Genomic DNA, 25163 nt, shown 5'->3' on the forward strand with positions numbered 1-25163 from the left:
GGGGTAGAGGGGAAAACCGACACGAAACCCTCGCCTGCTCGTCGAAGAATCGTCATCCCGGCGCCAGCCGGATCTCCCGCGCGGTCTCTCCCGTCACCTTCAGTCCATAGAGGGAGCGCGTCCCGGCCACGAAGCTCTCGACGTCGCCGGCCACAAACTGGCCGCTCACCAGCTCGCCCGCCACGGTGTCCGGCGCCTCGAGGACCACCTTTCGCTCCGAGTACCGGTTCACCTCCGCCACGGCCTCGCGCAATGGTACGCCCGAGAAGGTGAGGCGGCCGGTGGTCCAGCTCGCCACCGCGCCGGCATTGGTCGCGGCCGGCAGGCTCACGCCCGCCTCGTCGGCGATCACCGCCTGACCGGGCGCCAGCTCCACTTCTTGGCCGTCACCGCCCCGGACCCGAACGCGGCCCTCGACAAGGGTCACCTGCACGGCCTTGGTGTCGTGACGAACGTCGAAGCGAGTGCCGAGCGCCCGCACCTGCGCCCCGTCCGCCACCACCACGAACGGGCGCGCAGCATCACGCGCCACCTCGAAGAACGCCTGCCCATGCTCCAGCACCACCCGGCGCTCGCCCTCACGAAACGCGATCCGGACCTTGGTGTCGGTGTTGAGCCGCAGCCGGGAGCCGTCCGCCAGCACCTCCAGCCGCTGTCCGCCCACTTCGGTGGACAGGGTCGAGGCGGCATCGCGCCATGCGAAGAAGAACACGCCACCCGCAACCAGGAGGCTCGCGAAGCCCAGGCCCACCGGCGCCAGCACGAACCGCCGCGACGGCCGCAGCGGCGCAGGCCTCGCCGGATACCGCGCCAGCGCCGCGTCCGTCGCCGCCACCATCGCCGGCCGTTCCGCGAGGCCCCCGGCCGCCTCCCAGGCCTTCTTCACCCGTGAGAAGGCGGCGGCGTTCTCAGGGTCCCGCCGCCATGCCCGGAACCGCGCGAGATCTTCCGGCGTCACCTCCGGGCGGGTCATGACGGTGAACCAGTGCGAGGCCTCGGTCGCGCGATCTGTTGTCTCGCTCATGGCCTGCCGCCTCAGTCCCGCATCAAGGCCGCGCACCTCCGCCGCGCCTCCGTGAGCCGGGCTTCCACACGCTTCACGGAGAGGTTGCAGCGTTGGGCGATCTCCACATTAGAGAGACCGCCGAACCGGCTCAACACAAACACGTCGCGGATCGGCTCCGGCAGCGCCTGGATCGTCTGCTCCAGCAACACCGCCACCTCGGCCTCGGGCCGCACGGCCACCGCCACAGGCTCGACCGCCATGCCGAGTTCGGGCTGCCGCCGCACCTCCTCCAGCGCCGCCCTGATCGCCACCTTCGCCAGGAAGGCCCGCGGGTTCCGCACCACCGTCCCACTGGCCAGCGTACGCACGAACGCCTCCTGCGCCGCATCCTCCCCCACCGAGCTTCCGAAGCGGCGGTTCAGGAAGGCAAGCAGCCACGCCCGGTGACGGAGGAAGAGCCGCTCTACGATTTCGGAGGCCCGCTCGCCTTCGGCATTGGTGACGCTCATCGTGAGCTCATTGTCAGGTTGGGTACGCCACATCTGACGCACGGCAGCATGATAGGGACTATAGTCCCTGGAGACTATAGTCCCTATGTCGTCTCTGCTGCCCGATGGAGTGGCAGAAGGTTGTAGGTAGCAATATTCGGGTCTACCGCGATGCGCGGAACTGGAGTCTCGAAGAGCTCGCCCATCGAGCGAGCATGGACGAAGGTTACCTCGGCAAAATCGAACGCGGGCAGAGGAACCCAACGCTGAGAAAACTCATCGCGATCGCCACAGCGCTCGAAATGGACCCAGCTCTACTATTTGTGTGCCCACCGAGCGCCTCTGGGGCTGCATGAGGCCAACAGGGACTATAGTCCCTAGTGCTGAACTGGGCCGGCCGCCACCCATGAGGTGGTGGAGTGGCGGACCCAAATTGGGAAGCGGATCCGCGAGCTGAGACTCGCGCGCAACCTCACGCAAGAACAGCTCGCTTTCGAGGCTCAGATCGACCTTACCTACATCGGGGGAATCGAGCGGGGGCGGCGAAATCCGTCCCTGCTTGTTCTCACCCGGATTGCGGCATCGCTTGGCATCCACCCCCGGGACCTCTTCGACTGATTGCTTAGGGTGCAGAGGGGTGGAGAGCTTATGTCTAGTCGCGCTACGCCCCACGAATTCGCTCGAAGCGAACCCGATCCCGACCCACGATCAGAAAGGCGTCGAGGCCAGCGCTTCGCCACGCTTCGCGCTGGATGTGGCCGGGTGCGGTCTCGTTGGCCCACCACTGCGGGCGTTGAGCGCTGTTCGGCAGCATCCCGCCAATCGTGCGCTCGATCTCTGCGAAGGTCATCTCGAAACACTCCGCCTTCTGGCGGCGCAAGTGCTTGGCGAGTGGATCGTACTTGCCCATGGGTCACTCCTACGATGCCATGGCCGTCCGTCAAACGCTGTGGGGTGGCTCCACCGCCGCTGCAAGCGGTGAATCGGGCACAGCAAATACTTGCTCCGGAGACGTTGGCAGTGCGGTCAGCGACGGAGAATGACGGTGTAATCCGACAAAAACGTTGCATTTGACGGTTCAAACCGACATATCCGCTTTGCGGAGGATGAAAATCATGCGCCGTGGCCACCTGCTAACCAATCCACCCTATGAGGTGGAGACCGCCCTGAAGCGCCTCGGCAGCGACCTGCGCACAGCGCGCCTGCGGCGGAACATCACCCTGGCCGAGGTCGCCGAGCGGATCGGCGCCAGCCGCGAGGTGGTGGGGGAGGCCGAGCGGGGCAAAGCCTCGACCAGCGTGGCGATCTACGCCGCACTCCTATGGTCCTACGGCATGGCCGAACGCCTGGGCGCGCTCGCCGACCCTGCGTCCGACGAAGAGGGGCTCCGCCTGGCCACGCTTCGAGAGCGGCGCCACGCCCGGACGCCTCAGCCGCTCGATGATGACTTCTGAGCGCGACCATGCCTGAGGCCTATGTTTACATCACGCTTCCCGGCGCAGTCGCCGCGGTCACCGCCGGCCGGTTCGAGCATACCGTCGGACGGAACGGCGTCGCGGTCGGCCGCTTCGTCTACGGGCGTCGCTACCGCGAGCGGGAGGACGCCGTCGAGATTGATCCGGTCGAGCTCCGCCTGGGCCGCGCCGGTTTCGAGACTGTTCGGCTGAACGGGGTGTTCGGGGCGCTGCGGGACTCTGGTCCGGACTACTGGGGCCGCCGTGTCATCGAGAAGCATGCTGGCGTGGGTCAGCTCGGTGAGCTGGACTACCTGCTGCATTCGCCGGACGACCGCGCCGGGGCGCTGGGCTTCGGCCTGGGCGTAGAGCCCCCAGCGCCGGCGCGCGACTTTAACAAGACCTGGGACTTGGAGAAGCTGCAGGCGCTCGCCGACGCACTGCTGGCGGACGAGCCGCCGAAGGATGCGGCGCAGGTGGAGGAGCTGCTGCTGCTCGGCACCTCCATGGGCGGCGCCCGCCCAAAGGTGGTGGTCGAGAGCGAAGACGCGCTGTGGCTCGCCAAGTTCAACCGTCCGGACGACCGCTGGAACATGGCCCGCGTGGAGCATGGCACCCTTCAACTCGCCCGCCGGTGCGGGTTGCACGTCGCCGAGTCTCAGATCGTCTCGGTGGGCGGCCGCGACGTCCTTCTGGTCAAACGCTTTGATCGATCCCGCGTTGAAGGCGGCTATGCCCGTGCCCGGATGGTCAGCGCCTTGACCTTGCTTGAGACCGACGAGACACCCGACGGGCGCGCGCGCTGGTCCTACGTCCTCCTAGCCGAGACCCTGCGGCGGATCAGCGAGCGGCCGGCGGAGGACGCCCGCGAGCTGTTCGGTCGGATGGTGTTCAACGCCTTGGTCTCCAACATCGACGACCACCCGCGCAACCATGCGGTCGTCGCCCCGGGAGTAGGCTGGCGGCTGTCCCCGGCCTACGACCTGACGCCGACGCCCGCAGTCAGCGAAGAGCGACGTGATCTTGCGATGGCGGGCGGCGCGCAGGGGCGGTTCGCCAACGCCGGCAACTTCCTGAGCGAGTGCCGCCGGTTCCTGCTCGATCCAGAAGAGGCTGCGGCGGTCATCGATAGGCTGACCCGTACCGTGGCTCAGGAATGGTACCCGACGGCGCGCTCCTGCGGCGTCAGCGAGGCAGACTGCGAGACAATCCGGCGGGCCTACGTCTATCCAGGGTTCAGCGCCTGATCCCGTTGCGCCGGTCTGTACAGGGGCGCGCCCCAGAGCTTCCTTAGCTGGCGCTGCGGCACATCTGTCCTAGGGGCTCTGGATCTGAGGATCACTCGAAGGCGAAATTCAGAAGGGCCGCGGGTTAGCGCCGCGGCCCGACAACCGTGAAGGCGAAGACATGACTCTTAGCTGACGTTCGGAACGTCCGCTCTCAAATCCCAAGACGACACACAGGAAGAGACCATTGCGAACAGAGTGATGCCGTTTGTGTCAAAGACACGGTTGGCTAGTTTGATCGCGTGACAACGACTCGCGCCAAGCTGGAATCCATGACCGATGCCGGCGCGTTCGAGCGCCTGGCGACGGCAGTGCTCCGGCGTGCCGATCCCGCCTATGCGGCCCTTGTTCATTCTGGAGTCAACGCGGAGGGTCGACCTATCCCGGGGCCCGTGGACGGGTTTGCCCTCGGCGGGAGCACTATGCCCGTTTTCGTCGCCCACACGACGACGAAGGCGTCGGATCTCCGCAGCAAATGGCTAGATCCTGCCGAGGGAGACATCGCAAAGGCGAAGCGAGAAGCCACGGCAGCGGGTGTTGACGGTGCAATCCTCGTCCTGACACTGAACCGTGAACCATCGATCACGCTTGTGTCGGAGGCAAACGTAGCGTGTACCGCTGCCGGCCTCACGCTTGATTTATGGTCCCAGTCTCGTCTTGCCGACTTCCTGGATGATGATGCCGAGGGACAGTGGATACGCCGCCGCTTCTTCGGCGAACCGGAAGTCCGTCTGTCTTGGTCAAGCCTCCGGGCGATCGGCGAGTTCGGTCCAGTCGATGTGCCGATTTTCGACCAAGCTGCAGCGCTAGCGCCTCGAGAGGCGGCCGCGGACCTGGCCGCGCGCCTGCGCGATGGACAGCATCTGGTGCTGCTCAGCGCGACCTCCGGTCAGGGCAAGACAGTCGTGGCCACTCAGGTTTGGCGCAGCATGGTCGACGCGGGGGCTGGGGCTGTTCATCTCAGCCATCACGATGTCGAGGCCTCGGTGAGCTTGGATGAGGCGCTGACTCGCACCCTCCGTCGATCGTCTCCTGCGCTCAATGAAAACTGCGGTCGTGAAGCGCTGGCGCTGGCGGCCGCGAATGAACTCTTCATTCTGATCGAGGACATCAATCGCGCTGAACGGCCCGTGGCCGCGCTAGAGAAGGTCCTGACTTGGTGGAGGCAGGCCTCGGCTCGTGGCTTGAGGCTCCTATGTCCGATTTGGCCCAGAGCCGTTGCGGCTCTGTCGGAGCAAGATCAGAAGGCGGCCGCCGCAGCCCTCGTCTGGCTTGACTTACCGAGTCATGATGAGGCGATCCGCATCGCGAGCGCGCAAGCCTTGGCTCAAGGACGCCGGCTGACGGCAGCCTCGCTAGACGCGCTCGTGCGTCGACTAGGTGCGGACCCTCTGCTGTTGAGTTTGCACGATTATGGCGCCGAGCGCACCGATGGCGTGCGCGCCTACGTCACTCGCGAGGCGACGCGTGCAGCCCGGGCTAGAGGCTATGCGGGTGCCGATTTCCTAGATGCGCTCGACGCTTTGGCCGTCGGCATGTTGGAGGCGTACACGGTCGAACCCGCCTGGAGCCAAGTTCGCGATTGGCTGGATCAGGACCAGATCGTGTGTGTCCGCGCTCTGCTGGAGGCCGGATCGATCCTACGGCTGGGCGGCGAGCCGGCGGACGAGCGCATCGTCTTCCGGCATGATCGCGTGCGAGATCAGGTCCGGGCCACCGGCCTCCGTCGCCTGGCGGAGAAGTGTCCCGACCATCCTGTCCTGGCCGAACCTGCCTACGCGGAGCTGTGGGGTTTGGTCTTGGCGGAGCCAACTTCCAAGCCGGCCTGGGTCGAGCAGGCGATGGGTCTCAATCCGCTCGGGTTGTTCCATGGCCTGGCCGAAGCGTTACCTGAGACGGCAGAGCGAGCGCGATTAGCCGCTGCTGCCATGAGTTGGCTGAATCGAGACGGCTTCAGCTCGGAGAGATATTCGCATCTTCGCTGGGCGGCACAGTTCGCTCTAACCAACGTCGAAGGAAGTGATGTCGCTGAGCTCCTGCCGCTGTTCAGGGAGACGACCTGGATGACGCGGGAAGCGGCGGCGTGGAATGGCGACATGGACGCGGCGCTGCAGATAACGGTGACCTGGGATCCGTATCAGCTGCGCGGTCGCGAGCGACGCCTGTTCAACCAAATTCGTGCGAGACATGCTGATGTCGCGCGCGCGTTCGTGGAGCAGGGGCTGCGAGACCTGGGCAGGCCGGATCGCTGGCCGGGCCTACTGGGCCTCGCTGGCCGGCTGGCCGATAACGAGCTGGCTCCGGTGCTCCTAGAAGCCTGGGAGCGAGGAACGCGCGCGCCCGATTTCATCGCCGCCATGCTTTGGGCCGTGGCGCTATGCGCACCCGACGATCTGGACCCGATCCTCGACGCTTGGGCGGAGCTGGATGAGGAGCCGCTCGAGCACGGGAGCACACCCCGCGGAAGCGTGGGCTACGATCTGCGCTTCGGTCTCTGGGCGTTGGCAGGCGAGCAGGCCCGCGACGCGTTCATACGAAGGGCGCGGGATTTGGACGGTCCGCTCTCCTGGTATCTCGCCAATATTCTTGAAGGTTGGGATCATCCTGACGCCCAAGAGGCGTTCATTCGCCTCCTCGCAAGGAGGCTTGAGCGCTCGCGCGCCAATGGCGGCTATGGCCTTGTCGGTAGCCGCATAGGGGAAATTTGGAGCGAGGATCGCCCAATGGGCGGGCTCCTGATGAGCGATGCCGCCCTAGAGCGAGTGCAGATGCTCTGGTCGGATGAGGCCGAGAGCATCGATGTACGGACTGTCGCGCTCCGTCTTTGGGGGCTCGCTGCCCGCCCGCGGCATCTGGCCAGGGTGCGCCACATGCTCGACCCACTCGGTCCGCTCGCCTCGGATACCGTTGCCGTACTCGTTCGACTCGAGGATCCAGACGGGCCTACCGCTTTGGACGCCGCGATAGAAGCCGACCCTTCGCGTGGGTATCTCTGGCAGTGGGTCAGGGGCCACTGGCGCGATGCCTATCTTCCATTCCTCGTGAAGGCGCTTGAGCGACGCCGCATGATGAAGGCCGCGAACAACGACGCCCGTTTCAGCGGCGATCACGCCCTCCCGGGGCTTATGCGGTGGCTAGATGATGATATTCGCGAACAGATCCTGATGGACCACTGGGATCACGTGGGAGGCGATCGCGAATGGATCCACCTCGCCTTGTGGACGGCGACACCAGCTGCTCTCGCGCTCGCCGATCGTTCTCTCAAGGCCGGCGATCCAGCGGAGCTCCTCAAGTACCTCGACCACGACTACGGGCTCTACCCCAACAGCGCGCCCGCAACCAACGATCTGCGCCGCCTGAGGGCGCTCGAGCCTTGGCTGGATTATTTCGATGGCAGCGTGTTCGAGCACCTAGAAGAGCACTGTAATCGTCTCGGATGGCGTGAGTGGCGACGATGCCATGTGGATCGACGCCTCGAGGCAAGCGAGAGGGCGCACTGGCGATCGCCGGAGACGCGGCGCATGGCGCTGGATCGTCTTGCGGCTGAGGACAAGCGCCGAAGGCATGTCACCTTCACGCTCAAATTCATGGTGGAGATGCAAGGCGACGTTCGACCGGTCCTCGATGAGATCGAAGACTGGCTCACGGAGCGCAGGGACATCGAGGCGCTTCGCACCGCCTGCGCGTGTGTCGTGGACGCCGGTATGAGGCGCGACCTGTCACGCTTCGAGCGATTCCGCAGCCTCGCCCTCGAGCAGGGCGAAGACGTAATCGACGACGCCGTCTTTGCCTTGAAAAGGCGCAGTCTCGCGTAAGCTAATACGTCGACCGGCTCAGCCTCGGCTCACCTAAGGTCTGCTATCGGCGCCGCGTCGACGTCCGCTCCTGGCGCGTACATGGCGTGCGCGATGTCGAAGGCGCTACGCCTTCTTCGGGCGCGTCCATCCTTCGGCGAGTTTCTCCAAAACCTTCTCAAACCAAGCATCGTACCAGTACCAGGTGTTGGCAACTGCCACGCCGTAGCCTTTCCCCGCAACGCGCGCGTCGAGTTGTTGCGCAAGGATCGTGTGGTCGTACATTCCGAAGTCTGGGAACCCTGCGGCCTTCGTCCGCGCAACGATTTGCGAGGGCAGGTACTTCGGCCGCTCCATCTCTTTGAGCAGCACCTTCTCGACCGCCTCGGCTTCGGGCGATCCGGGCTTAACGAACTCGACCGCGTGGTCAGCTTTACTCGCCTTGCCCGTGACCTTTGGAACGAACGCAACGCGATACCGAAACCGTGGATCGGCCTGCTCCTCCTCAGTTAGGGTGTTGTGGAAGTCGTCTATCGCTGTAGCGATATGCTGAGGAAGGTCTGCCCCGAGTAGATTGCTGCGCTGACTCACGTCAAACGTCACAAACTGCAGGGAGAGCGGCAGACGCTTCTCCAGTGCGTATTCACGGCCGAACAGAGTCTTGAGCGCTTCGTTGAAATTGATGCAACAGGCCTGGAGCTTCGCGCTCAACGCATCGTCGATGCGGCTTGTGGAGCGATGTTCAATCTCGTGCCTGATCTCAAGCAAAAACTTGAGATTGTTCACGACCGCCGGTTCAAGGGGATTGGCGCCGGTAGATATGCAGTGCCCCAGTTCCCAGTATTTCTCGGCACCCTCCGGCGTCGTCTGGACGACGCCGTTTCTTTTGTACCGATAGTCCACCCCCTCCCTTCTGAAGTAGGCGTGCAGGAGGTAAGTCCAGGCGATTACGGCCGTGACGATGAAAAGCTCGGCACGAAAGTATAGGCCGGCGCTGTTAAACGTGTGGACGGCTGCGATCATCGCCTCCCGGGCTTTAATCAGAAGCTCATCGCCCTGGAGGTGCAGTCCGATCCCCGGATCAACGTTTGGCCACGCATCTAAGAAAGCATCGAGTTCAACGTCCGTCGCCTGCTTGATCGCCTTGTGCTTCGTGCCGTCCCTGATCTCGGAGATGCGTGCGTGGTTGATCGAGCGGGTCGGACGCGAGAAGTAGGCCTGGATGTCTTGGGGCACGTACTTGCGCGCCAACATCGCCTTCACTATCGCGACTTCCCACTTTTCGAGGGTGTTTCCTGGTCGCCGTGCCATGCGCTTTTGAGCTCAGGTTCTGGATAAGAGAAGCCGAAGCTTGACCATGCAGGGCCCATCTCAAGCAAGGCTAGCCGAAGGTTCGCTCAGCGACTGAGCGCCGATGTCTGCTTCTGGCGCCGCTGAGACTGCCGACCGATCTCCGCAGCCGACTGTCACGCCCGCCTTCATCGCGTCGGGTTCGCCACCCGTGATGTGCTAATACATCCGGTAGCCGCGCCGCCCTCCGCACCTGAAACCGTCAGGCGACTTGTGTTCGTTTAGATCGAGGGACGTGGTCTTGCGCGGAAAGACCTTCTGACAATATGGGCACTGCACCTTGTAGGCCGGGGCCGCTTGCGCCCTTCTCGTTCTGACCACACCAATGGATGCGGAGCGCCGACCCGGAGATGCCGAGGGCTGCCGCGGCGTTGCTGAGAACGCTCTCCCAAAATACCCCTTGCCCACTTGCTCGCCCGCTTTCGAGAGCTCTATCTCGTAGCGCGGCTCGAACGTCTCCTCGGTCATCTCGAGCCGCTGAATGTCGGTGTTCAAGAAGCTCTTGATGCTCGGTCCAGACGTTCGGCCGCCAGTGCGGTCATAGGCGTAGAAGTACTCACGCGCCTCTTTCCCGGCAGCCCGCTTGTAAACCAGTGCATAGGGCTCAATGACCCGTTCGACGCCGTGATAGGTGAGACGCATCAGCCTCTGTCCAGCGCCGGCCTCCATGATCAGGTTGCGATGATCGGGGCCGAAGAAGAGGCGCTCGCCCCACCCTGCAGTCGCGGTGGTCTCGAAGAGAGCCTCGATGGTCGCCCGGAAGCCTTCGACCGCCCTATCAAACCCAAACCAGGTCGCTTTCGGGCAACGAATAAACTTGTCCCAGACGCCGCCAAAGAAGGTGAGCGGGATCCCGAGCAGGATTTCTTTCGCCGACGACGGGCTGGACCCGAAGATCGTCTTGCCGAGAAAAGTGCGGACCACGAGACGGCGATCCAGCTCAATCGAGCGATCGATGAAGGTGGCGTAGACCAGATCGAAGAGGTCGTGCGAGTGCCGGCGCTGGATTAGACATTTCAGCTTGCTGGCGATGATCTCCTCGAGCGCCATGCATCGCAGCTCGGCGGCGCACTCCCGACTGTCTGAATAGGGATGGATCAGTTGGCGCGTGACTGGCTGAATGGCGAGCCGGTCGAACTCCGTCACATCGACCTTCACGCTGATGGTTAGGTCGTCGTAATTGCCGAAGAAGTCGGTGAAGTAGACCTTGCCTTTGTAGGACTGCCGCTCCTTGTCGATCATCAGCCCCGGCGTGAAGGTGTTGCGCTCGATATCGAAGTGCACGCCGCATGCCGCTTCGGCGGCACGGCACGCCTGGTTGATCTCCTGCGCCATTCGCTGCTGATCGATGGCGCTCGGAGCCGAGAAGTCCAAGTCCGACGAGAAGCGTGTCTCTGGATAGAACGCCTTCCTCAGGCAGTTGCCGCCCTTGAAGACGAGCGCGCGCCTCAGATACTCGTTCTCGAAGACTGATTTTAGCAGCCAGCCGAAGACATAGTCGCGCTCGACATTCGCATGATGGATGTCGAACTCGGCCGACTTCGCGTTTATTTCGTCTCGCTCGATCATCCCCGAATCGGATTCGTCTAAATAAACCGAGGCGTGAGCCTACCAATTCGCGCCTTCCTATGCTATGATGCGCAAGAATTTGAGCTTAGGAGTTGCTGCGGGTTCGATTCCAGTCGTCTTCCTGTTCCTGACTGCCTTTTTTGCAATCGGTTTGGCCTTTGCGGCCGGAAAGTTGAAAGAGGGCACCATGAACCGAAGCCAGAACCAAACTCACACATCGGTTTTGACGAAGAAGACTGCGGCAGAGGTTGCCGCCTGTAAGCGTAAGATCGGAGCGGAGACGCTCCTGTTTCTTTCGGCAGTCGGGGCAAACTGGGCGGCTGGGTCCGTCCCTCTTCAACTATCAAGGGCCGCGTAGAGCTAAGCTCCGCGGCCCTTTTTCGCACCGCGCGTCGCTCTAACGCGGCAGGGCGATCTGAAGCCGATGAACGTCTGCTTCGCGGCTGGACCTCAATGTTCCTTCTGGCGCTTAGGGGCCTCGCGCTACAGCGCCGAGCGCAACTCGCTCGTCGCGGACTCCACATCGTCGGCAGCGCTTTGGACTTCGGGCACCACCTCTTGCCAATTCTCAGCAGCAAACCGACCGACCGCGTCGCTTAAGTCTGATTGCGCAGACTCGAGGTCGCTCACGTGGCCCTCGATCCCGTCTAACTTCAACTGGAGCGAAGCGATCTGCGCCCGCAATGCCTCGTTTGTTGCCTCGAGGTCATCGACCTTGGACGCGGAGCACGATGCAAGGGCCATGGCGAAAAGCAGGACGAGCGTGTGACGCATAACCCAACCGTACAGTGAGGCTTCGGACCACGCGAGCGCGGCCGCTCGTGTCGTAGCTTCACCCGTAGGCGCGCCAAGGTCCGGTTTTTGGCGCTCAATGAATGTCCGCTAGTGGCGCACCTTGGACGGCAGCAACAAGCCCTCTGCATGCGGCCGCGGCAAGAAGCTCAAGAGGCGCTGCGGGTGACAGGCCCCGGTTCGCGTGGAGGTCAGGCGCGCTTCGACTTCTTCGCCGGGACCTTCTCCGACTTCTGAACCTTCTTCTTGGGTGTCTTGGCTGACTTGGACACCGTCCCAGCGTCGTCCTCCTTCGAGCGGAGCCCCGGGAACATGAGCGCTACCTCGTCGACTTTGCAGTCCTCGCCGGCGTCCTTAGTCTCCTCAACGACGGCGTTGTGGTAGCGCGCCAGCCAGCCGTACTTCTGCTTCGCAGTCGTGAATTGTGCGAAGGTGCCGGCCGCGGTTGCGATGTGACCAGCATGCTCCTTCAGTTTTGGTGTGAACCCGGCGATCGGATCCCGCAATTCCGTCCGACAGCCCTTGAGGTAGTCAACGAAATAGAGGCCGTCGTCTCCTTCCCGAAGCAGGCCTTCGAGGTACTCTAGGTCCGTATCCACGGTGTGATCGCCACGCATGACCGGGTTTTTGAAGTAGTGCTCCATGACAGCCGGATCGATGACGATCCGTGGGTAGATGGCGAATTGGGACTCCAGCTCGTAAGCCCGAACGAGGCCCGGCCCATAGACGACACTGCCCTCCATGTAGAGATCATCAACCGTAAGCCCGCCACGCAGGAAGATCCCGCGCTCCGTTAGCTTCGCCTGGATGTGCACCAGGCTGAGCAACTCGTGGAAGAGCGCGCCCTCACCGCCATAGCCGCCATCGATCGGGCAGGCGCGCACGACGTTATCCGAGAAGGCGATGGACCTGGCCTCTCCGGCAGGCCATTCGCGCCCGTCCACTTCGAGGTCTTCAAGGTCTCCGCGAGACCAGTCGCGGAGCTCGGAGAGGATGTCGTCGATGTCCTTCGCCGGTCGCGTCTTTACGATTTCGCGGAAGCCCAAGATGTCGATGAACGTAACAATAGATGTTCGATAAGCAGCTGGAGGCCTGGCAGCCTCACGTGCCTCACGCGCGGCACGCGCCTTGGCAGCCTTCCGTACCGCGGCCTTTACCCGTTCCGCAAAGGTCTTCTGTTGGACGGCGGGCTTCTTCGGTGGGGACGCCATGTTTCTCTCGTTCTTCGACGCGATGGAGCCCGTCGCCCGTCGGGTCGGCAATTGGAGCCGCGTAAGCGAACATCAGCGCTGGGGTGCGCAGAAGGTCGAAACCATAGAGGACCCAGTAAAGCTCGCCCCGAGATTGCGCTCGAAACCAAAGGGCGGGTCAACGGTGACGCTTGCTGGTGTTCGGGCCGCACCATCGCAGCATCAAGAACCGCGGCTTGTGCTCAAGCTTCACGGCCCACAAGATGAGGTGAAGCTTGGGGCAACAGATGAAACCGCTGATATTCGCGACCGTCGTGCTCGCGCTTGCAAGCGCCACGCCTGCGGTCTCGCTCGATTCCGCACGTGCTCTGGCGAACTATCGGGCCGTTATTTCTGGATCGAAGCAGCTGTCCCAGCTGACACCAGTTGAGCGAGAGGAGGTGCTTCTCGTCGCTCGCGCTATGAGCCGATCGGCGCCCGCCGGCGCATCGGAAGAGTGCCGCGATGCGAGAGAAGAGGCAGATTCCAAGAGGCGAGAGCTCGCCGATTACGCCCGCCGGCTTATGCGCTGCGCGGAGAATTCCGATCTGACCGACAACTGCTACACAGAGGCCAGACGGGCCCGCAACGCTCAGAGCGACTTCGAGTCTGCTGTCTCCGAGGTCGATTCCGACTGCGACTAGGCCCGACGCGCCGCTTCGTTCGTCGGGCCGATCAGGCCGTCAGAAGCGTCGCCAGAGGCGACCGCAGGCGGTGATTTGGGCTGTGCGGAAGCGCCGGTGAGCGCTGGCCGAACTGCTTCTGAAAGTCTGCTCTCGGACTGGGTGTGAGAGTCCGAAACTGGCGCTCAGCAGACCCTCAAAGGGTCGAAATTTGGGCGTTTAGCCTGGCCTAAACCCTTGAGCCGCGGCTCCACACCTCTTGAAAGACATCGCCGCGATCGATGCGCCTAGCGTTCCGCGCGGCTCACGATTACACGGCGCTCGGCTAGGCTGATGACGATTTGGCGGGGTGTGGGCCTGACAACTGCGGCCGACGGCCGTTCGCCGCGCGTCAGGGCACGCGCGGTCGCGCGAGGCTGGATCACCGACCGGGCGGTGCGCTCCACTGCCTCGATCACATAGGCCGGACGCAGCCGCAGGGCAACGAGGCACCTCTGGCGGGCGCGCTCAGTGGAACCGGAACAGGCAAGGTCCATCTGGTCCTTCAGCCACGTGGTGGCCGCCTCCCGTCGCGCGGCAAACAGGAATTCCACGCGGCGATTGTAGGCCATGTGGAGGGGCGAACTATTCTCATAGAGCGGCAGGCTCTCGCCGAAGCCAACGCTCCAGACGTCCGGCAGCTCGGCGCCCGCCGCCCGCAAGGCCTCGGCCACCGTGCGCGCCCGGCGGACCGAGAGGTCGTAGTTATAAGGCTCGGATCCGCGGTTGTCGGCATGGCCTGCGATGAACGTGGCCACGTCCGGGACGTCCCCCTGCAGCGTCTCGGCCATGGCGCGGATGATCGGCAGGGCCTCAGGCACCAGGCCGGCCTCGGCGGTGTCGAAGAAGGTGCTCTCGGGGAACACCACGCGCAGCACCGGGGTGTCGAAGGGGAAGGCCCCCGGCATCAGCCGCGCCGGGATCACATAGTCGTGGAACTCCGGGACAGGCTCGATGCGATGCTCGCCCACCAGTCGCCGCAACCGTCGGGCGCGGGTCTCGTGCTCAAGGCCGATGGACTCGGTCGGATCCATCATCTGGATCGGCTGGGCGGCGGCTCCGCAGGCCAGGGCACCCGCGCCGGCGCCCAGCAGCGCCGCGCGGCGGCTAAGGACCGGCATAGAGTCCCCGCAAGCGGTGGACGAGGGCGTCGAACGCAGGGTCGGGGGCGAGGAAGGTGATCTGCGACCAGCCCTGGGCGCCCTCGGCCTGTTCGGCGCGGAAGGTGACAGGGACCGGCGGGGAGCCGTCGACCAGCCGCATCACGGCCCGGCATGTGCGCTGGTTGTAGGCGGCCCCAATCTCCTCGGCGTCCGTCGTGGCGACCAGCGCGGCGACCCGAGCCCGGTCGATCTGCCCGCCCGGCGGGACCAGCTCGGCCGGGATCAGGGTGAGGGCGACGGTCGTGGCGAGATCCTCGCAGCTCGGCACCAGGTTGAAGGCCGAGCAGCCGGAGGCTGCCAGGAGGAGGGCGAGCGCCAGGGCACCCGCCGCGATGCGCCGCCTCAAACCTGCACGTCGGCCGGCCGGACGCCGAGCGGCTTCAGCTTGTCGAGGGTGACCCACTTGTCGCCGGTGAGGCAGACGACGTCGGAGGTGCTGCTGGACTGGCCGTCGACGTCGAGGTCGGTGTGCAGGCGTCGGCACTTCAGCGGGTCAGGGGATTTCGGGGCCGAGACCTCCACGACGTCGTCCGCGCGCACCCGCGCGGTCGCCGATCGATTCTCGGCCGTGGTCCAGGTCTGGGTTTGTTCGAGCCCGGAGTTCAGCGCCTCGAGCTGAGCTTGGCGCAGGCGCTGCTTGTCCCGCTTGCTGGCCACGGCCAGCATGCCGACGCAGGCCACCCCGCCGATGGCGGCGCCGGCCACCGCCCCCTGGCCGCGGTTATTCGAACCGCCCAGCGCCGCGCCGATCAGGGCCCCGGCGATCACCGCGCCGGCGCAGCGGCCGATGGCCTTCTCCACCTCGGTTTTGCCCTCGATGCCCGCGCCCGCGTAGCCGCCGCTCGCCGGCTGGGCCAGCGATCCCATGGGCTGGGCCGCCAGCGTGAGCGCCAGCGCCCCCCCCCTCAGCATCTTGCTCGTCGTCATGGTTTTTCCCCCGTTCAGCCGCCCCTCGGCGGATCAGAATGCTCAACCCACCCGCTGCGCGCGCATCTCGAGACCACCCCCCGGCCGCTCCAGCGAGATCAGGGGGTCCCAGACCCGGCCCTTTAGCCCGGCCGGCGTCTCCATGGCCTCCAGGAACCGCAGGCCGCCCAGCGGCGCATCCTCCCGGACCTCGGGGTCCACTCCCGGCTTGTAGCGCCAGAGCTGGCCCAGGCCCCCCGCCGTGTCGCTGCGCAGGCGGCAGGTCTGCGGCGCGCTGCAGCTCCACTCACCTGCCACAGGCGTGGTGCGCACGCCGTTCGAGCTCATGTAACCGAGCCAGGTGTTCACCAGCTGGCCGTCAGCGGCCGCGGCGAGGCGCAGGGTCATGGGCATGCTGTAGTCCGTCGGATCGGCGAGGGACCCGCGGAAGGTCAGCACCTGCACGGGCACGGGCGGCATGCCTGAGGCCGAGAAGCCGCCGACCCTGCGCAGGTCCGCCTGGGAGCCAAGCATGAAGGTCTTCAGAAACGCTTCCTGGCCCGCGTCGATGGCTCCGCCCGGCGTCACCAGATAGGCCTCGGCCTGGCCGAGCTGCAGTTGAAGGGCGCGAGCGGCCTCGAAGCCGGCGCGCCGCGCTGTCTCGATCTCCTCGCCCACGGACGCCGGGCTGCGCGACAGGTCGGTGAACACGAAAACCCGCCGAACCGCGGCCTCGCCGGGCGGGGGCGGTCCCAGGGGCTTCAGGAGTTTCACCAGCGGCGAGGCCTCGAACCCGCCGGACGCAGCCGCCGGGCTCTCGCTGAGCTTGTTGAGGGTCATCAGCGAGAGCAGCAGCTGGCGCGTGAAGGTCGCCTGCTGCTTCTCGACCTGAGACGCCAGGTCCGAGCCGAAGTACTTCTGGCTCGCCGAGTCCGTCGCCCCGTCCAGCTCGGCCGGGGTCGCACCCGGCAGGCAGCCGGTGAACACCGGGGTGAGGGTTCCGGTCTTCGCCGAGGCGGCGAGGATGGTGATGCGCTCGCGTGGGGCCGCCGCCCCCGAGAGCAGCGCGCCGGCGGGATCGGCGAGGCCGATCGCCATCTTGAAGAACTCGGGGTTGTTCTGGCGGAAGGCCTCGGGCGGACCTGGCTTCAGCGCGCCCACGTCCACCAGGATGGTGGTGTGCCGCAGCGCCGGGGCCAGCCCCGGGGCCGTGCAGAACGTGTCCAGCTTGATGGTCCCGGGCCCTGCGTCCGCGGGGGCGTTCCCTTCGCAGCCGGCCAGCAGCAGCCCGGCCGCAGCCAGGGCCGCCGCCGCCGCCGAAACACAGCGCATCATTTCTCGCCCGAGCTGAAGCCCAGGACCACTGACTCCGACGCGAACTGGCGCGGGGTCAGCAGCTTGTCGAGGCTGGTGGGCACGAGCTCTTCGAAGGCACCCTCGGGAAGCCGCAGCCGGGGCTCGTCTCCATCGCCGCTCTCCAGCAGCGACTGCACCAGGGCGTTCCGGTAGTCGAGGAGGGTCGCGACCACCTCCTGATCCTTGGCGATCACATGGTCGACGCCCGCGCGCAGGACGGCATGGTTAGGACCCTTTGCGTTCTGGGCCTGGTTGATCTCCGCGGCGAGGGCGTTGTCCAGCCCCTGACGCTGGGACTCCTGGTCCTTCCGGCGCCGCGCCTTGATCTTCTCGAGGTCGCGCGTGGCCCGGCGCAGCTCCCGGTCCTTCTCGGCGTAGTTCGGATCGGCGTCGTGCAGGCCGTAGGCCACAAGGACGGCGACCAGATAGGCCACCATGTTGCCGAACAGCATGAAGGTGATGCCGCCGAACATGGAGGGCGGGGTGGAGCCGAGGATCCTGGCCTGCACGATGTACTCCCGCAGATAGTAGTATCGGGAGCCCGCGACCATCCCGAGGGCGACCGCCAGCAGCACGCCGCCGATGACCAGCCGCCGAACGGCGTCGCTCTGGCGCGAGCCGTGGGCCTTGTCGCCCGGGTCCTGCGGCGAGAACAGATAGTTCCACTGCCGCAGCACGACGCCGTGGAAGTGGGCGGCGGCCGCGATGGCGGCGGCCACCGCCATGGTGGCGCCGGTCGCCAGGAAGGGGCTCGTGATGTACGGCACCTTCAGGAAGCTTTCGAAGTTGATGAACGCTTCGAGGGTCACCAGCAGCAGCAGGGCCATCGCGTAGACCACCGGCCGGCGCGCGGCGGGCTCACGGCCATGGCGTGCCTTGAGCGTGTTAAAGTCGATGCGCGCGCGCTCGAAGCGGTGCAGCAGTGCCCCGTTGTGATCCAGGAACTGGCTGGTCTGTTCAATCCGCTCAGCCAGGCTGCGCGAGCGCACATCATCCCTCTGCACTTCTAGGAAGGTGCTCTGCGGCACGCCGGGCGGCATTTTCTCGTTCTGGAAGGCGCCCTGCAGTTCGGAGATCGCCTTGCCGCGAGGTCCCGCCACGCTGGCCGAGTACCACGCCGCCATGGCTGGCGTCAGACCGCCCGGGGTCTGGGCGTTAAACCGCAGCCGCGCCTTGGTGAGGTCAATAATGGAATTGCTGCCAGCCTCGGACGGCAGGCGGGACATCAGCTGCGCCCGGAGCTTGGACTCCGGTGACAGGTCGAGGTTGCTGTACGCTTCTACGGACGACACGCCTTTTCCCCCATGCGGGGGCGCGGCCCGCTCGGCGCCGGCCGTCAATCGTCCCCCATCCCCAAGCTGACCTTAAGGCTAGGTATGGCGGCAAGTAAAGCCAAGGTTGCGGAGGGGGGAGGCGCCACCTGCGCGATCCTGAAGCTTCACTGTGCTATGGAGTTGCAAGCAACGGCTGATGGGGCAGGCCGGCAGCAGAAGCACGGCTAGCGCGGTTCCTAGCCATTTGATCACTGATCAAGCTTCGTTGTTATCTTCGCAGAGGCTTAGGGGGAGGATGAGCGCATGGGCTTCCGAATGTCTCGACGGATCAAGATCGCGCCTGGCGTGCGCGTCAATCTCACCGCCAGCAAGCACGGGCTGACGTCAGGCCTGTCTGTGGGGCCGAAGTGCGCGAAGGTCTCGATCAACTCCCGCGGCCAGCGGACCACAACCCTCAGCGTCCCAGGCACTGGTGTGTCCCATGTCACCCGTTCAAAGAGGACGGCACGATCAGGCGGAGGCATCCTACTGATCGTGGCGGCAGGTCTAATGCTCGCAGGTTTGGCGGCGGCCGTGTTCAGCTGATCTGGAGGCACCGTGGGCCGAAGAGAACGGCCACTTCCAGCTTCCAGCCCGGCTGCTCTGGTTGAGCAGATCGCAACTGAGGTAGGGCCTCGGAAGGCGGAGGCCCCTGATCACACGGTCCAAATATTCGCTCGCGGTTACCGCGAGGCGACAGGCCGAGATGGCGGTGGGGCGTTGAATGGGCCAGATTGACGACCCATCTGCGTGGAAACCGCGAGCTAGCGAACTGATCCGATCAGTCTTGCAGAGCGACTAACGCCTTCTCCGCGCGCCGGACGTGGGAAGCAATCGCGCTTGGCTCAGGGGGGGCGTCACGCAGCGTCGTCATCGGCAGGTATCGCGCGACCCGCGCCTTCCAGGTAGCATCTTCATAGAAATCGGCTGGTGGGACCGTGGACCCGGTGCGCTCCGCCATCGCCCCTCTGAACGCTGCATCGTAGCGCAGCCCAAGAAGATCGAAAGTAATGCAATAGGCGGCGCGTCGGCGGCCGAGCTCGGTGTTTTGGGAAGGCAGCGAAGCGTAGCAGGTCTCGACCTTCTCGCTGATCCCCAGCATGCCAGACGCTTTCAGCGTCTGATCGAATTCCACAGCTATTCCCTCTACGTCTTCCTGACTGAGGAGTTCAGCGACGCCCAATGCCGCAGGCGCACTCGCCGGTGAAGCTACTGCGTCGGCGGCCTGCTCGGCTTCGGTTGACGAGGTCTTCAGCAGAAGCACCTGCCGCTCATTATCGATCGACCAGGTGGTCAATCGTGACAGGAAGCTTTGGCCAAGAAGCAAGGGCGCCTTTACGTTTGCGAGTGAGCCGCGCACGTTCCGCAACACCAGCGTGCCCACCTTCAGTTTCCGAATCCGAAATACAGCTGATGGCACCTCGGTCCCGTCAGCAAGAACGTAGGTCTGCTCGCCGATGAAGTCGTCTTTGGTGATCGTGCCGGTGCGGACCAGGGTTGAGACAACATCAGCTGGAATGCTCACATCCGCTGCGCCGCTATCGATTGTGAAATTCAGAACGATGGCGTCGTTGATCGAAACGGGAACCTCAAAGGTTCCCTGCGCGAACTGGACCGGCACTTCGGATTGGAGAGTTGTGCCGGTCGCCACGCGTACCGGCACCGGTTGCGCGGGCGCGGCGGGTTGGGTGGTGTTGGCGGCGCTTTCTGAGATGCGCGTACAGCTCGCGCCGAGGATCGCGAGGCCGCCGACTACGGCGGTGCGTATAGCCAAGAAGCGCTTCATCGATCGTCCCCTTAGATCATCGGATAGCAGCATGGCGCCGGTCGCTTTGCCAGCCCGCCACGTGCGCGAGCGAGCGTCTCTTCACCGGTAAACGGAAGAGGTTGGCTGAAGTGGGAAGGCTGATGGGGAGCGCGCGACAGCCGAGCTGGGGCAGCCTGTTGGCGAGCAACCTATCGACTTAGAAGCTCGGTGATAACTTCGCAGCATGACACCAAGCCTCATGAAACCCTTAGCTGTCGGCATGGCCGTATCTCTCATCGGAGCCGGCAACGCCGCAGCCGATCCCTGCAAGGCCATTCCTGACCGAGGTGCCCTACCGCCCTATCTTAGCCGCGGCATGGAGTTCAGTGGACGCGTCACATACATCGGTGATGGTGACAGCCTTTGCGTCGCGCGGGGACTTGCCCCGGACACATGGATCGAGGTCCGCCTGGCAGACTTCTACGCCCCTGAGCTCACCGAGCCGCTAGGTGTCGCAGCGAAGGAAGCGCTCGCTCGGCTCGCTTTGGGCCGACGAGTGACGTGCAAGGCTGAGCATCGCTCTCACGACCGCATTGTGGCGGTGTGCTACCGCGACCGCCAATCTCTTGGACGGCTAATGCGTGAATCTGGCGTGGCGGAGGGTGGGCGCCGCTAGCTCAGCGCCGCCCACGATACGGTTCGCAGCCCACCCCATCACCATCCCGATCGAGGTGGGCCCCGTAACCTGGATCCCCCCTTCTGACCGGGGCCGCGCCGGCCGCTCGCGCCGCTGTGCAATTTGGGAATGCGCCCAATGCGCGTTCAGGGGCAAGGGTCTGCCGAGACGTAGACGGAGGGGGTCCTCGGTGGCAGTGATAGCCGCCGTTCTTCCGGTCGTTGTGGCAGCCGTCCTTGTCCAGTCCGCCGCCGTGAGCCGCTGCTGACGAGGCTAACAGGGCGAAGGCGGCAACGCTGCAGCGCCACGGCCTGGCGTTACTCAATTCGTTAGCCTCCGATGATCCAGCCCGGCGGAAGGGTAGAGAGCTGCACGCCCACGAGGACCACCTGGGCGCCGCCGCTCACTGTCACGACGGTGTCGGGTCCGACTTGAGCGGAGCTGAAGGTGTAGCCGGCCTCGACCCGGACCCGGTCGCCCTCGGTGGCGTTGAAATCGACGATCCGGTCGAGGCCCGCCTCGCCGAATATGGTGAAGGTGTCCGCGCCGAGCCCGCCGGCGATGGTGTCGTTGCCGCGGTCGCCCCAGATCAGGTCTTCACCCGCCCCGCCTGAGAGATTGTCGTTCCCCTGTCCACCGCGGACCCAATCGTTACCCGCGCCGCCATCTTGAGTGTCGTCGCCCAAGTTGCCGTAGACGACATCCCCGTCGGCGTCGCCGTAAAGCATGTCATTGCCTTGGCCGCCGACGACCCAATCACCGCCGTTCTCGCCGTGGACCGTGTCATTGCCGGTATTGCCGTGGAGATCATCAAAGGCGTCGCCACCCCAGATGATATCGTCGCCAGACTCGCCTCTGAGGAAGTCTTCCGAAGCCTCACCATCGATGTAGTCGTTCCCACCGCCGCCAAGGATCGTGTTGCGGAGATTGTTGCCCCAGATGTCGTCAGCAAAGGCCGAGCCGGTGACGTTCTCGTACTCCCCAAGAAGCCAGAACAACGTGTTCGGGGAGTCCAGATCGGCTTCCGCGACCGGCACCGAATAGCCGAAGCGCGTCGGGATCAGATTGGAAAGCGTCATCCACGGTAACTCGACATGGAATCCCTTGGAGGCTGTCGAGAAATCGAGAGTGTCGTTCCCGGCCGCGTCCCACAGGGTCATGTAGGCGTCGATCGCTGTTAGCGTGTAGCGACCATCGCCCGCATTCGTCGTCGTGTTGACGCCATAGAGATACTGGAGCGCGAGGACGTCCAGCAGCATGAATGTCGCCGGCTCCCAGCCGAGCTGGTTCCAGTTGTGGTCGTCATTGTAGGACATGACCGAGAGCCAGTCCCTGTCGAGCTCGCCAAGGTTGAACTGCGCAAACGTCGGTCGACCGGTCCCACCGTCGTCGTGCGGATGCTTGAGGCCTAGCGCGTGCCCGAGCTCGTGGAGCAACAGCGCCCAGCCAGAGCTTCCGGGCTCGTACGACGGCAGCGAATTCGCCGGACTGTTGATGTTGAGATAGATGTCGCCTGACGCGCCGGCATAGGCGGTCTCGCTTGTCGCGCTGGGGAAGAAAGCGCGCGCCCACTGGTTGCTGGCAGTGAAGTAGCGGTTGGCTCCGTCCAGCGTCAGGTTGATCTCGGATCCGGCAGCTGCAGCCGCGCTCGGAGTGGTGAAGGACCCGACGTAGTTGAACGTGACATTGGCATAATACGAGACGTAGCTGAGCGCTTGGGCCATTGCTTGCCGCACAGTCTCAGTGCTGGTCCAGAACTCCGTGTTGAAGCCACCTGAGATCGACCAATCGATTGCGCGATCAGTCCCGAGCACCCACCGGTAACCCGTAGTCGCAAGATCGATGGTGAGGTCACCGGTTTGAGGCTGAGGCGTCAGCGTGATCTGAGGCAGCGCCATACGTCCCGCACCCCGAGGCAAGCCGTTCGCGGTGATCGCGCCAGTCTTGTCCCCCGGCAGAATAGTGGCGCTTAACCACAAGCTGAGCAATAAGCGCTTTCGCGAATGGGTTGAAAACCGTCAGGGCTCCACGTCGACCTCACGGATCGGACCGCAGCAGCCGCCGCCTTCGACAGAGTCATTTATTCAGGCGAAGCCGACACCCGAGAGTGGCGCAGAATGCGGAAGATCGCCGCTGACTTAGGCCGCGCTTTTGTGTCCCGAAGCAAGTTCAAGCACGAGTGCTTGCTCATGATCGGAAGCTCGTCGGCCGGGAGGGCGCTACAGATGCGTGCCGAATGTCTCCTATCGGGATCTGCTTCAATGTCTACTTTTGGCGCAGAGGCGAAGGTATCTTGCCAACCGCTACGCCTCCGATCCGCTTAGTCGCGACGGCATAGGCGCTCTCGCTGCGACCGAGTTTCGTTGGCGCTCCGGCAAACCGCAGACCTCTCTGAGGCTACCTTGGGAATGCAAGCCAATCGGCCGGCGGGGCGCTGAAGTCTTCGATCCGTGGGCAACGTGTTGTCGCCTCGAGATTGTGACGCTACCTGAGGCTGTCGCGGCCGCGTCGGCTGAGTCATGCATCGGGGGGTGCAGGCGTGGGTGCAACACTGAAGTCGGTCCATATCGAGAACTTTCGCTCGATCCGGACATTGGATGCCGACCTCTCCCAGCTGGCCATCTTCACCGGTAAGAACGACAGCGGGAAGTCGAATGTACTTCGTGCGTTGAACCTCTTCTTCAACGATCAGACGAACCCGGGTTCTGACTTTGTATTTGCCGAAGACTATAACTTCTACGCTCCGGTTCGCGCGCGGCGGGCGAGGGAAGTGCTGGTGCGCGTAGAGATCGCGCTGCCCGAGACCTATCACCACACAAATGGACAGGTGATCATCTGGACCAAGCGTTGGCGTGAGGAAGGCCTATGGAGCGAGGAGTACGACTACTACGGTGAGCGGATCAACCGGAGCCGGCGCGGAACGGAAGTCCGGCAGCGCGTCGACATTCCCGAAAAGTCGAACGTCCATTCTCTGCTCCGAAAGATCGACTTCGAGTACGTTCCCGCGATCAAGGACGCCGACTACTTCGACGATCTCCGCGGCCGCATATACGGCATCATCTCCGAAGTCGCGGCCCGGACCTTCCATGAGTCCAGCGCAGCCTTTGAGCAGTCGATCGGTGAGCATCTCGGCGACCTGACAACCAGCATCACCACCTCGCTGGGTTTCGACACACGGCTCGCGCTTCCGCGGGACCTGTCGCACATCTTCGAGCGACTGGATTTCCTCAGCGGAGAGATGGCTGTCTCACTCAATAATCGAGGCGACGGCATCAAGGCGCGCCATATCCCACTCATCTTGAAGTTCATGGCGGAGCGGAAGGCAGAACTTCAGCGTCGGGGCGGACCGCCGATCAGCAGTATCTGGGCGTATGAGGAGCCGGAGAACAATCTCGAGATCGCGAGCGCGGTGCAGCTCGCCGACGAGCTACTTGCCCTCGCCAAGGCCGGAACCGCTCAAGTACTGCTGACGACGCACTCGCCGGCCTTCTACGACCTGGGGCAGCGGCAAGCCGGAGTCGCGCTGAACTTTGTCACGCGAGCTAGCGACAGCGAGGGCACCGTCATAAAGGCCGATGTCACCGGCATCGACGAGAGCCTCGGGACGCTCGCGATGTTGGCGCCTCGGATCTCTGAGATGATCGCGGAGGTCCGACAGCAAGAAGCCGCGCGTGCGGAGGCTGCGAGGATGGCGCAGGAGAACTGCCCGAGGATCTTCGTTGAAGGGGAAAGTGATCGGCTCGTCCTGCAGCGTGCGCTCGCGCTGTTCTTCCCAGCTGCCGTTGATCGATTGCGGTTCGAAACGAAATTGGAGGGCGCGGGACACGGGTATGTCATCGACATGCTTTCGGGCTGGCGCGCGCAACACAAGCATCACCCGGAGCGGCCGAAAGCAGCTGGGATCGTCGATGGTGATGCGTCCGAGGAGCGCACTGCCTTCAACGCTCAACCGGATAACGTTCGCTCAGCGAAGTGCTTCCTCTACCCCACGCCCGCGCATCTTCAGCGCGCACGAGCCGCAGGGTTCAAGGTCCATGCAACGCTCGAGACCCTATACCCCCCGGCAGTGTGGGCCGAAGCTGAGCGGCGCGGCCACTTGGAGCGGCGCGATCCTTCTAAGATCTATCCTTCGGACCTGATCCGGCAAATCGTTCAAGGCGACGTCGAACCTCGTGCGGGGCTGGACCCCGAATGGGAAATTTTCGTAACTCACGACTTCCGCGGGGAGCGGAAGATCAGCACCGCAAGACGCCTTTCACAGGAAAGCGATGAGGCCTGTCGCGTGTCACTGGCACCGTTCGAGCCAGTGCTTCGTGATGCACTCCGCTTTGTCGGCTTGCTGGCATGAGCTGATGACCACTTGGCGCGAGCT

General features: G+C 64.3%; 23 protein-coding genes. 8 read left to right on the forward strand and 15 right to left on the reverse strand.

Annotated elements, in window-relative coordinates; all coding sequences use genetic code 11:
• Window positions 1-52 precede the first annotated feature (52 nt).
• Both AC2D8W_RS14855 and AC2D8W_RS14860 read right to left on the reverse strand, forming a co-directional pair.
• The gene (locus AC2D8W_RS14855) at window positions 53-1024 is read right to left on the reverse strand and encodes a FecR family protein (protein WP_484672157.1); all 972 of its coding nucleotides are present in this window, start codon (window positions 1022-1024) and stop codon (window positions 53-55) included.
• 11 nt (window positions 1025-1035) lie between these two features.
• Window positions 1036-1548 (reverse strand): RNA polymerase sigma factor, encoded by a 513-nt coding sequence (locus AC2D8W_RS14860; RefSeq protein WP_484672322.1) that lies wholly within the window; start codon window positions 1546-1548, stop codon window positions 1036-1038.
• Between the two features lie 71 nt (window positions 1549-1619).
• On the opposite strand from AC2D8W_RS14860, the gene AC2D8W_RS14865 reads away from it, so the two are divergent.
• Window positions 1620-1850, forward strand: coding sequence for a helix-turn-helix domain-containing protein (locus AC2D8W_RS14865; protein ID WP_484672158.1), 231 nt, complete (start codon window positions 1620-1622; stop codon window positions 1848-1850).
• 58 nt (window positions 1851-1908) lie between these two features.
• Window positions 1909-2112, forward strand: a complete 204-nt coding sequence (locus AC2D8W_RS14870; protein WP_484672159.1) for a helix-turn-helix domain-containing protein — start codon at window positions 1909-1911, stop codon at window positions 2110-2112.
• Window positions 2113-2155: 43 nt separating this feature from the next.
• Here AC2D8W_RS14870 and AC2D8W_RS14875 read toward each other — a convergent pair whose 3' ends face one another.
• Window positions 2156-2404: a DUF7662 domain-containing protein gene (locus AC2D8W_RS14875; RefSeq protein WP_484672160.1), complete on the reverse strand. Its 249-nt coding sequence runs from the start codon at window positions 2402-2404 to the stop codon at window positions 2156-2158.
• A 205-nt stretch (window positions 2405-2609) separates the two neighbouring features.
• Here AC2D8W_RS14875 and AC2D8W_RS14880 point away from each other — a divergent pair, with 205 nt between their 5' ends.
• From AC2D8W_RS14880 to AC2D8W_RS14890, 3 genes are all read left to right on the forward strand, one after another.
• Complete coding sequence (locus tag AC2D8W_RS14880; RefSeq protein WP_484672161.1) at window positions 2610-2948, forward strand: helix-turn-helix domain-containing protein; 339 nt, start codon at window positions 2610-2612, stop codon at window positions 2946-2948.
• 8 nt (window positions 2949-2956) lie between these two features.
• Window positions 2957-4195 carry a type II toxin-antitoxin system HipA family toxin gene (locus tag AC2D8W_RS14885; RefSeq protein ID WP_484672162.1) on the forward strand — a complete coding sequence of 413 codons (1239 nt, stop codon included), beginning with the start codon at window positions 2957-2959 and terminating at the stop codon, window positions 4193-4195.
• Between the two features lie 311 nt (window positions 4196-4506).
• Window positions 4507-8049 (forward strand): hypothetical protein, encoded by a 3543-nt coding sequence (locus AC2D8W_RS14890; RefSeq protein ID WP_484672163.1) that lies wholly within the window; start codon window positions 4507-4509, stop codon window positions 8047-8049.
• A 105-nt stretch (window positions 8050-8154) separates the two neighbouring features.
• On the opposite strand, the gene AC2D8W_RS14895 is transcribed toward AC2D8W_RS14890, so the two are convergent.
• From AC2D8W_RS14895 to AC2D8W_RS14910, 4 genes are all read right to left on the reverse strand, one after another.
• Window positions 8155-9282 (reverse strand): DUF3644 domain-containing protein, encoded by a 1128-nt coding sequence (locus AC2D8W_RS14895; protein WP_484672164.1) that lies wholly within the window; start codon window positions 9280-9282, stop codon window positions 8155-8157.
• A gap of 255 nt (window positions 9283-9537) precedes the next feature.
• On the reverse strand, window positions 9538-10947 hold the full coding sequence (locus tag AC2D8W_RS14900) for a nucleotidyl transferase AbiEii/AbiGii toxin family protein (RefSeq protein ID WP_484672165.1): 1410 nt from the start codon (window positions 10945-10947) through the stop codon (window positions 9538-9540).
• A gap of 483 nt (window positions 10948-11430) precedes the next feature.
• Window positions 11431-11721 (reverse strand): hypothetical protein, encoded by a 291-nt coding sequence (locus tag AC2D8W_RS14905; protein WP_484672166.1) that lies wholly within the window; start codon window positions 11719-11721, stop codon window positions 11431-11433.
• A 209-nt stretch (window positions 11722-11930) separates the two neighbouring features.
• On the reverse strand, window positions 11931-12950 hold the full coding sequence (locus AC2D8W_RS14910) for a hypothetical protein (protein WP_484672167.1): 1020 nt from the start codon (window positions 12948-12950) through the stop codon (window positions 11931-11933).
• 266 nt (window positions 12951-13216) lie between these two features.
• Between AC2D8W_RS14910 and AC2D8W_RS14915 the strand changes: the two genes are divergently transcribed.
• On the forward strand, window positions 13217-13612 hold the full coding sequence (locus AC2D8W_RS14915; RefSeq protein WP_484672168.1) for a hypothetical protein: 396 nt from the start codon (window positions 13217-13219) through the stop codon (window positions 13610-13612).
• Between the two features lie 266 nt (window positions 13613-13878).
• On the opposite strand, the gene AC2D8W_RS14920 is transcribed toward AC2D8W_RS14915, so the two are convergent.
• Genes AC2D8W_RS14920 through AC2D8W_RS14940 form a run of 5 tightly spaced genes read right to left on the reverse strand, consistent with a single transcriptional unit; the run spans window position 13879 to window position 18395 of the window.
• Window positions 13879-14751 carry an OmpA family protein gene (locus AC2D8W_RS14920; protein ID WP_484672169.1) on the reverse strand — a complete coding sequence of 291 codons (873 nt, stop codon included), beginning with the start codon at window positions 14749-14751 and terminating at the stop codon, window positions 13879-13881.
• Window positions 14738-15139 carry a hypothetical protein gene (locus AC2D8W_RS14925; protein WP_484672170.1) on the reverse strand — a complete coding sequence of 134 codons (402 nt, stop codon included), beginning with the start codon at window positions 15137-15139 and terminating at the stop codon, window positions 14738-14740. Before AC2D8W_RS14925 ends, AC2D8W_RS14920 begins: the two co-directional genes overlap by 14 nt.
• Window positions 15136-15720 carry a hypothetical protein gene (locus AC2D8W_RS14930; RefSeq protein WP_484672171.1) on the reverse strand — a complete coding sequence of 195 codons (585 nt, stop codon included), beginning with the start codon at window positions 15718-15720 and terminating at the stop codon, window positions 15136-15138. Before AC2D8W_RS14930 ends, AC2D8W_RS14925 begins: the two co-directional genes overlap by 4 nt.
• A 42-nt stretch (window positions 15721-15762) precedes the next feature.
• Window positions 15763-17034 (reverse strand): hypothetical protein, encoded by a 1272-nt coding sequence (locus AC2D8W_RS14935; RefSeq protein WP_484672172.1) that lies wholly within the window; start codon window positions 17032-17034, stop codon window positions 15763-15765.
• Entirely contained in the window at window positions 17031-18395 is a 1365-nt protein-coding gene (locus AC2D8W_RS14940; protein WP_484672173.1) for a hypothetical protein, read from the reverse strand. The genes AC2D8W_RS14935 and AC2D8W_RS14940 overlap by 4 nt, the downstream gene beginning before the upstream one ends.
• 249 nt (window positions 18396-18644) lie before the next feature.
• Between AC2D8W_RS14940 and AC2D8W_RS14945 the strand changes: the two genes are divergently transcribed.
• Window positions 18645-18914 carry a DUF4236 domain-containing protein gene (locus AC2D8W_RS14945; RefSeq protein WP_484672323.1) on the forward strand — a complete coding sequence of 90 codons (270 nt, stop codon included), beginning with the start codon at window positions 18645-18647 and terminating at the stop codon, window positions 18912-18914.
• A gap of 235 nt (window positions 18915-19149) precedes the next feature.
• Here the strand turns inward: AC2D8W_RS14945 and AC2D8W_RS14950 are convergent, their stop codons facing one another.
• The 3 genes from AC2D8W_RS14950 to AC2D8W_RS14960 form a co-directional block, all read right to left on the reverse strand.
• On the reverse strand, window positions 19150-20154 hold the full coding sequence (locus AC2D8W_RS14950; RefSeq protein ID WP_484672174.1) for a retropepsin-like aspartic protease family protein: 1005 nt from the start codon (window positions 20152-20154) through the stop codon (window positions 19150-19152).
• Window positions 20155-20792: 638 nt separating this feature from the next.
• Window positions 20793-21116, reverse strand: coding sequence for an excalibur calcium-binding domain-containing protein (locus tag AC2D8W_RS14955; protein WP_484672175.1), 324 nt, complete (start codon window positions 21114-21116; stop codon window positions 20793-20795).
• A 4-nt stretch (window positions 21117-21120) separates the two neighbouring features.
• Window positions 21121-22689, reverse strand: coding sequence for a hypothetical protein (locus AC2D8W_RS14960; RefSeq protein ID WP_484672176.1), 1569 nt, complete (start codon window positions 22687-22689; stop codon window positions 21121-21123).
• A 641-nt stretch (window positions 22690-23330) separates the two neighbouring features.
• On the opposite strand from AC2D8W_RS14960, the gene AC2D8W_RS14965 reads away from it, so the two are divergent.
• On the forward strand, window positions 23331-25139 hold the full coding sequence (locus AC2D8W_RS14965; protein ID WP_484672177.1) for an ATP-dependent nuclease: 1809 nt from the start codon (window positions 23331-23333) through the stop codon (window positions 25137-25139).
• The last annotated feature ends 24 nt before the right edge of the window (window positions 25140-25163 follow it).

The organism is Phenylobacterium sp. T106 (assembly GCF_057219735.1).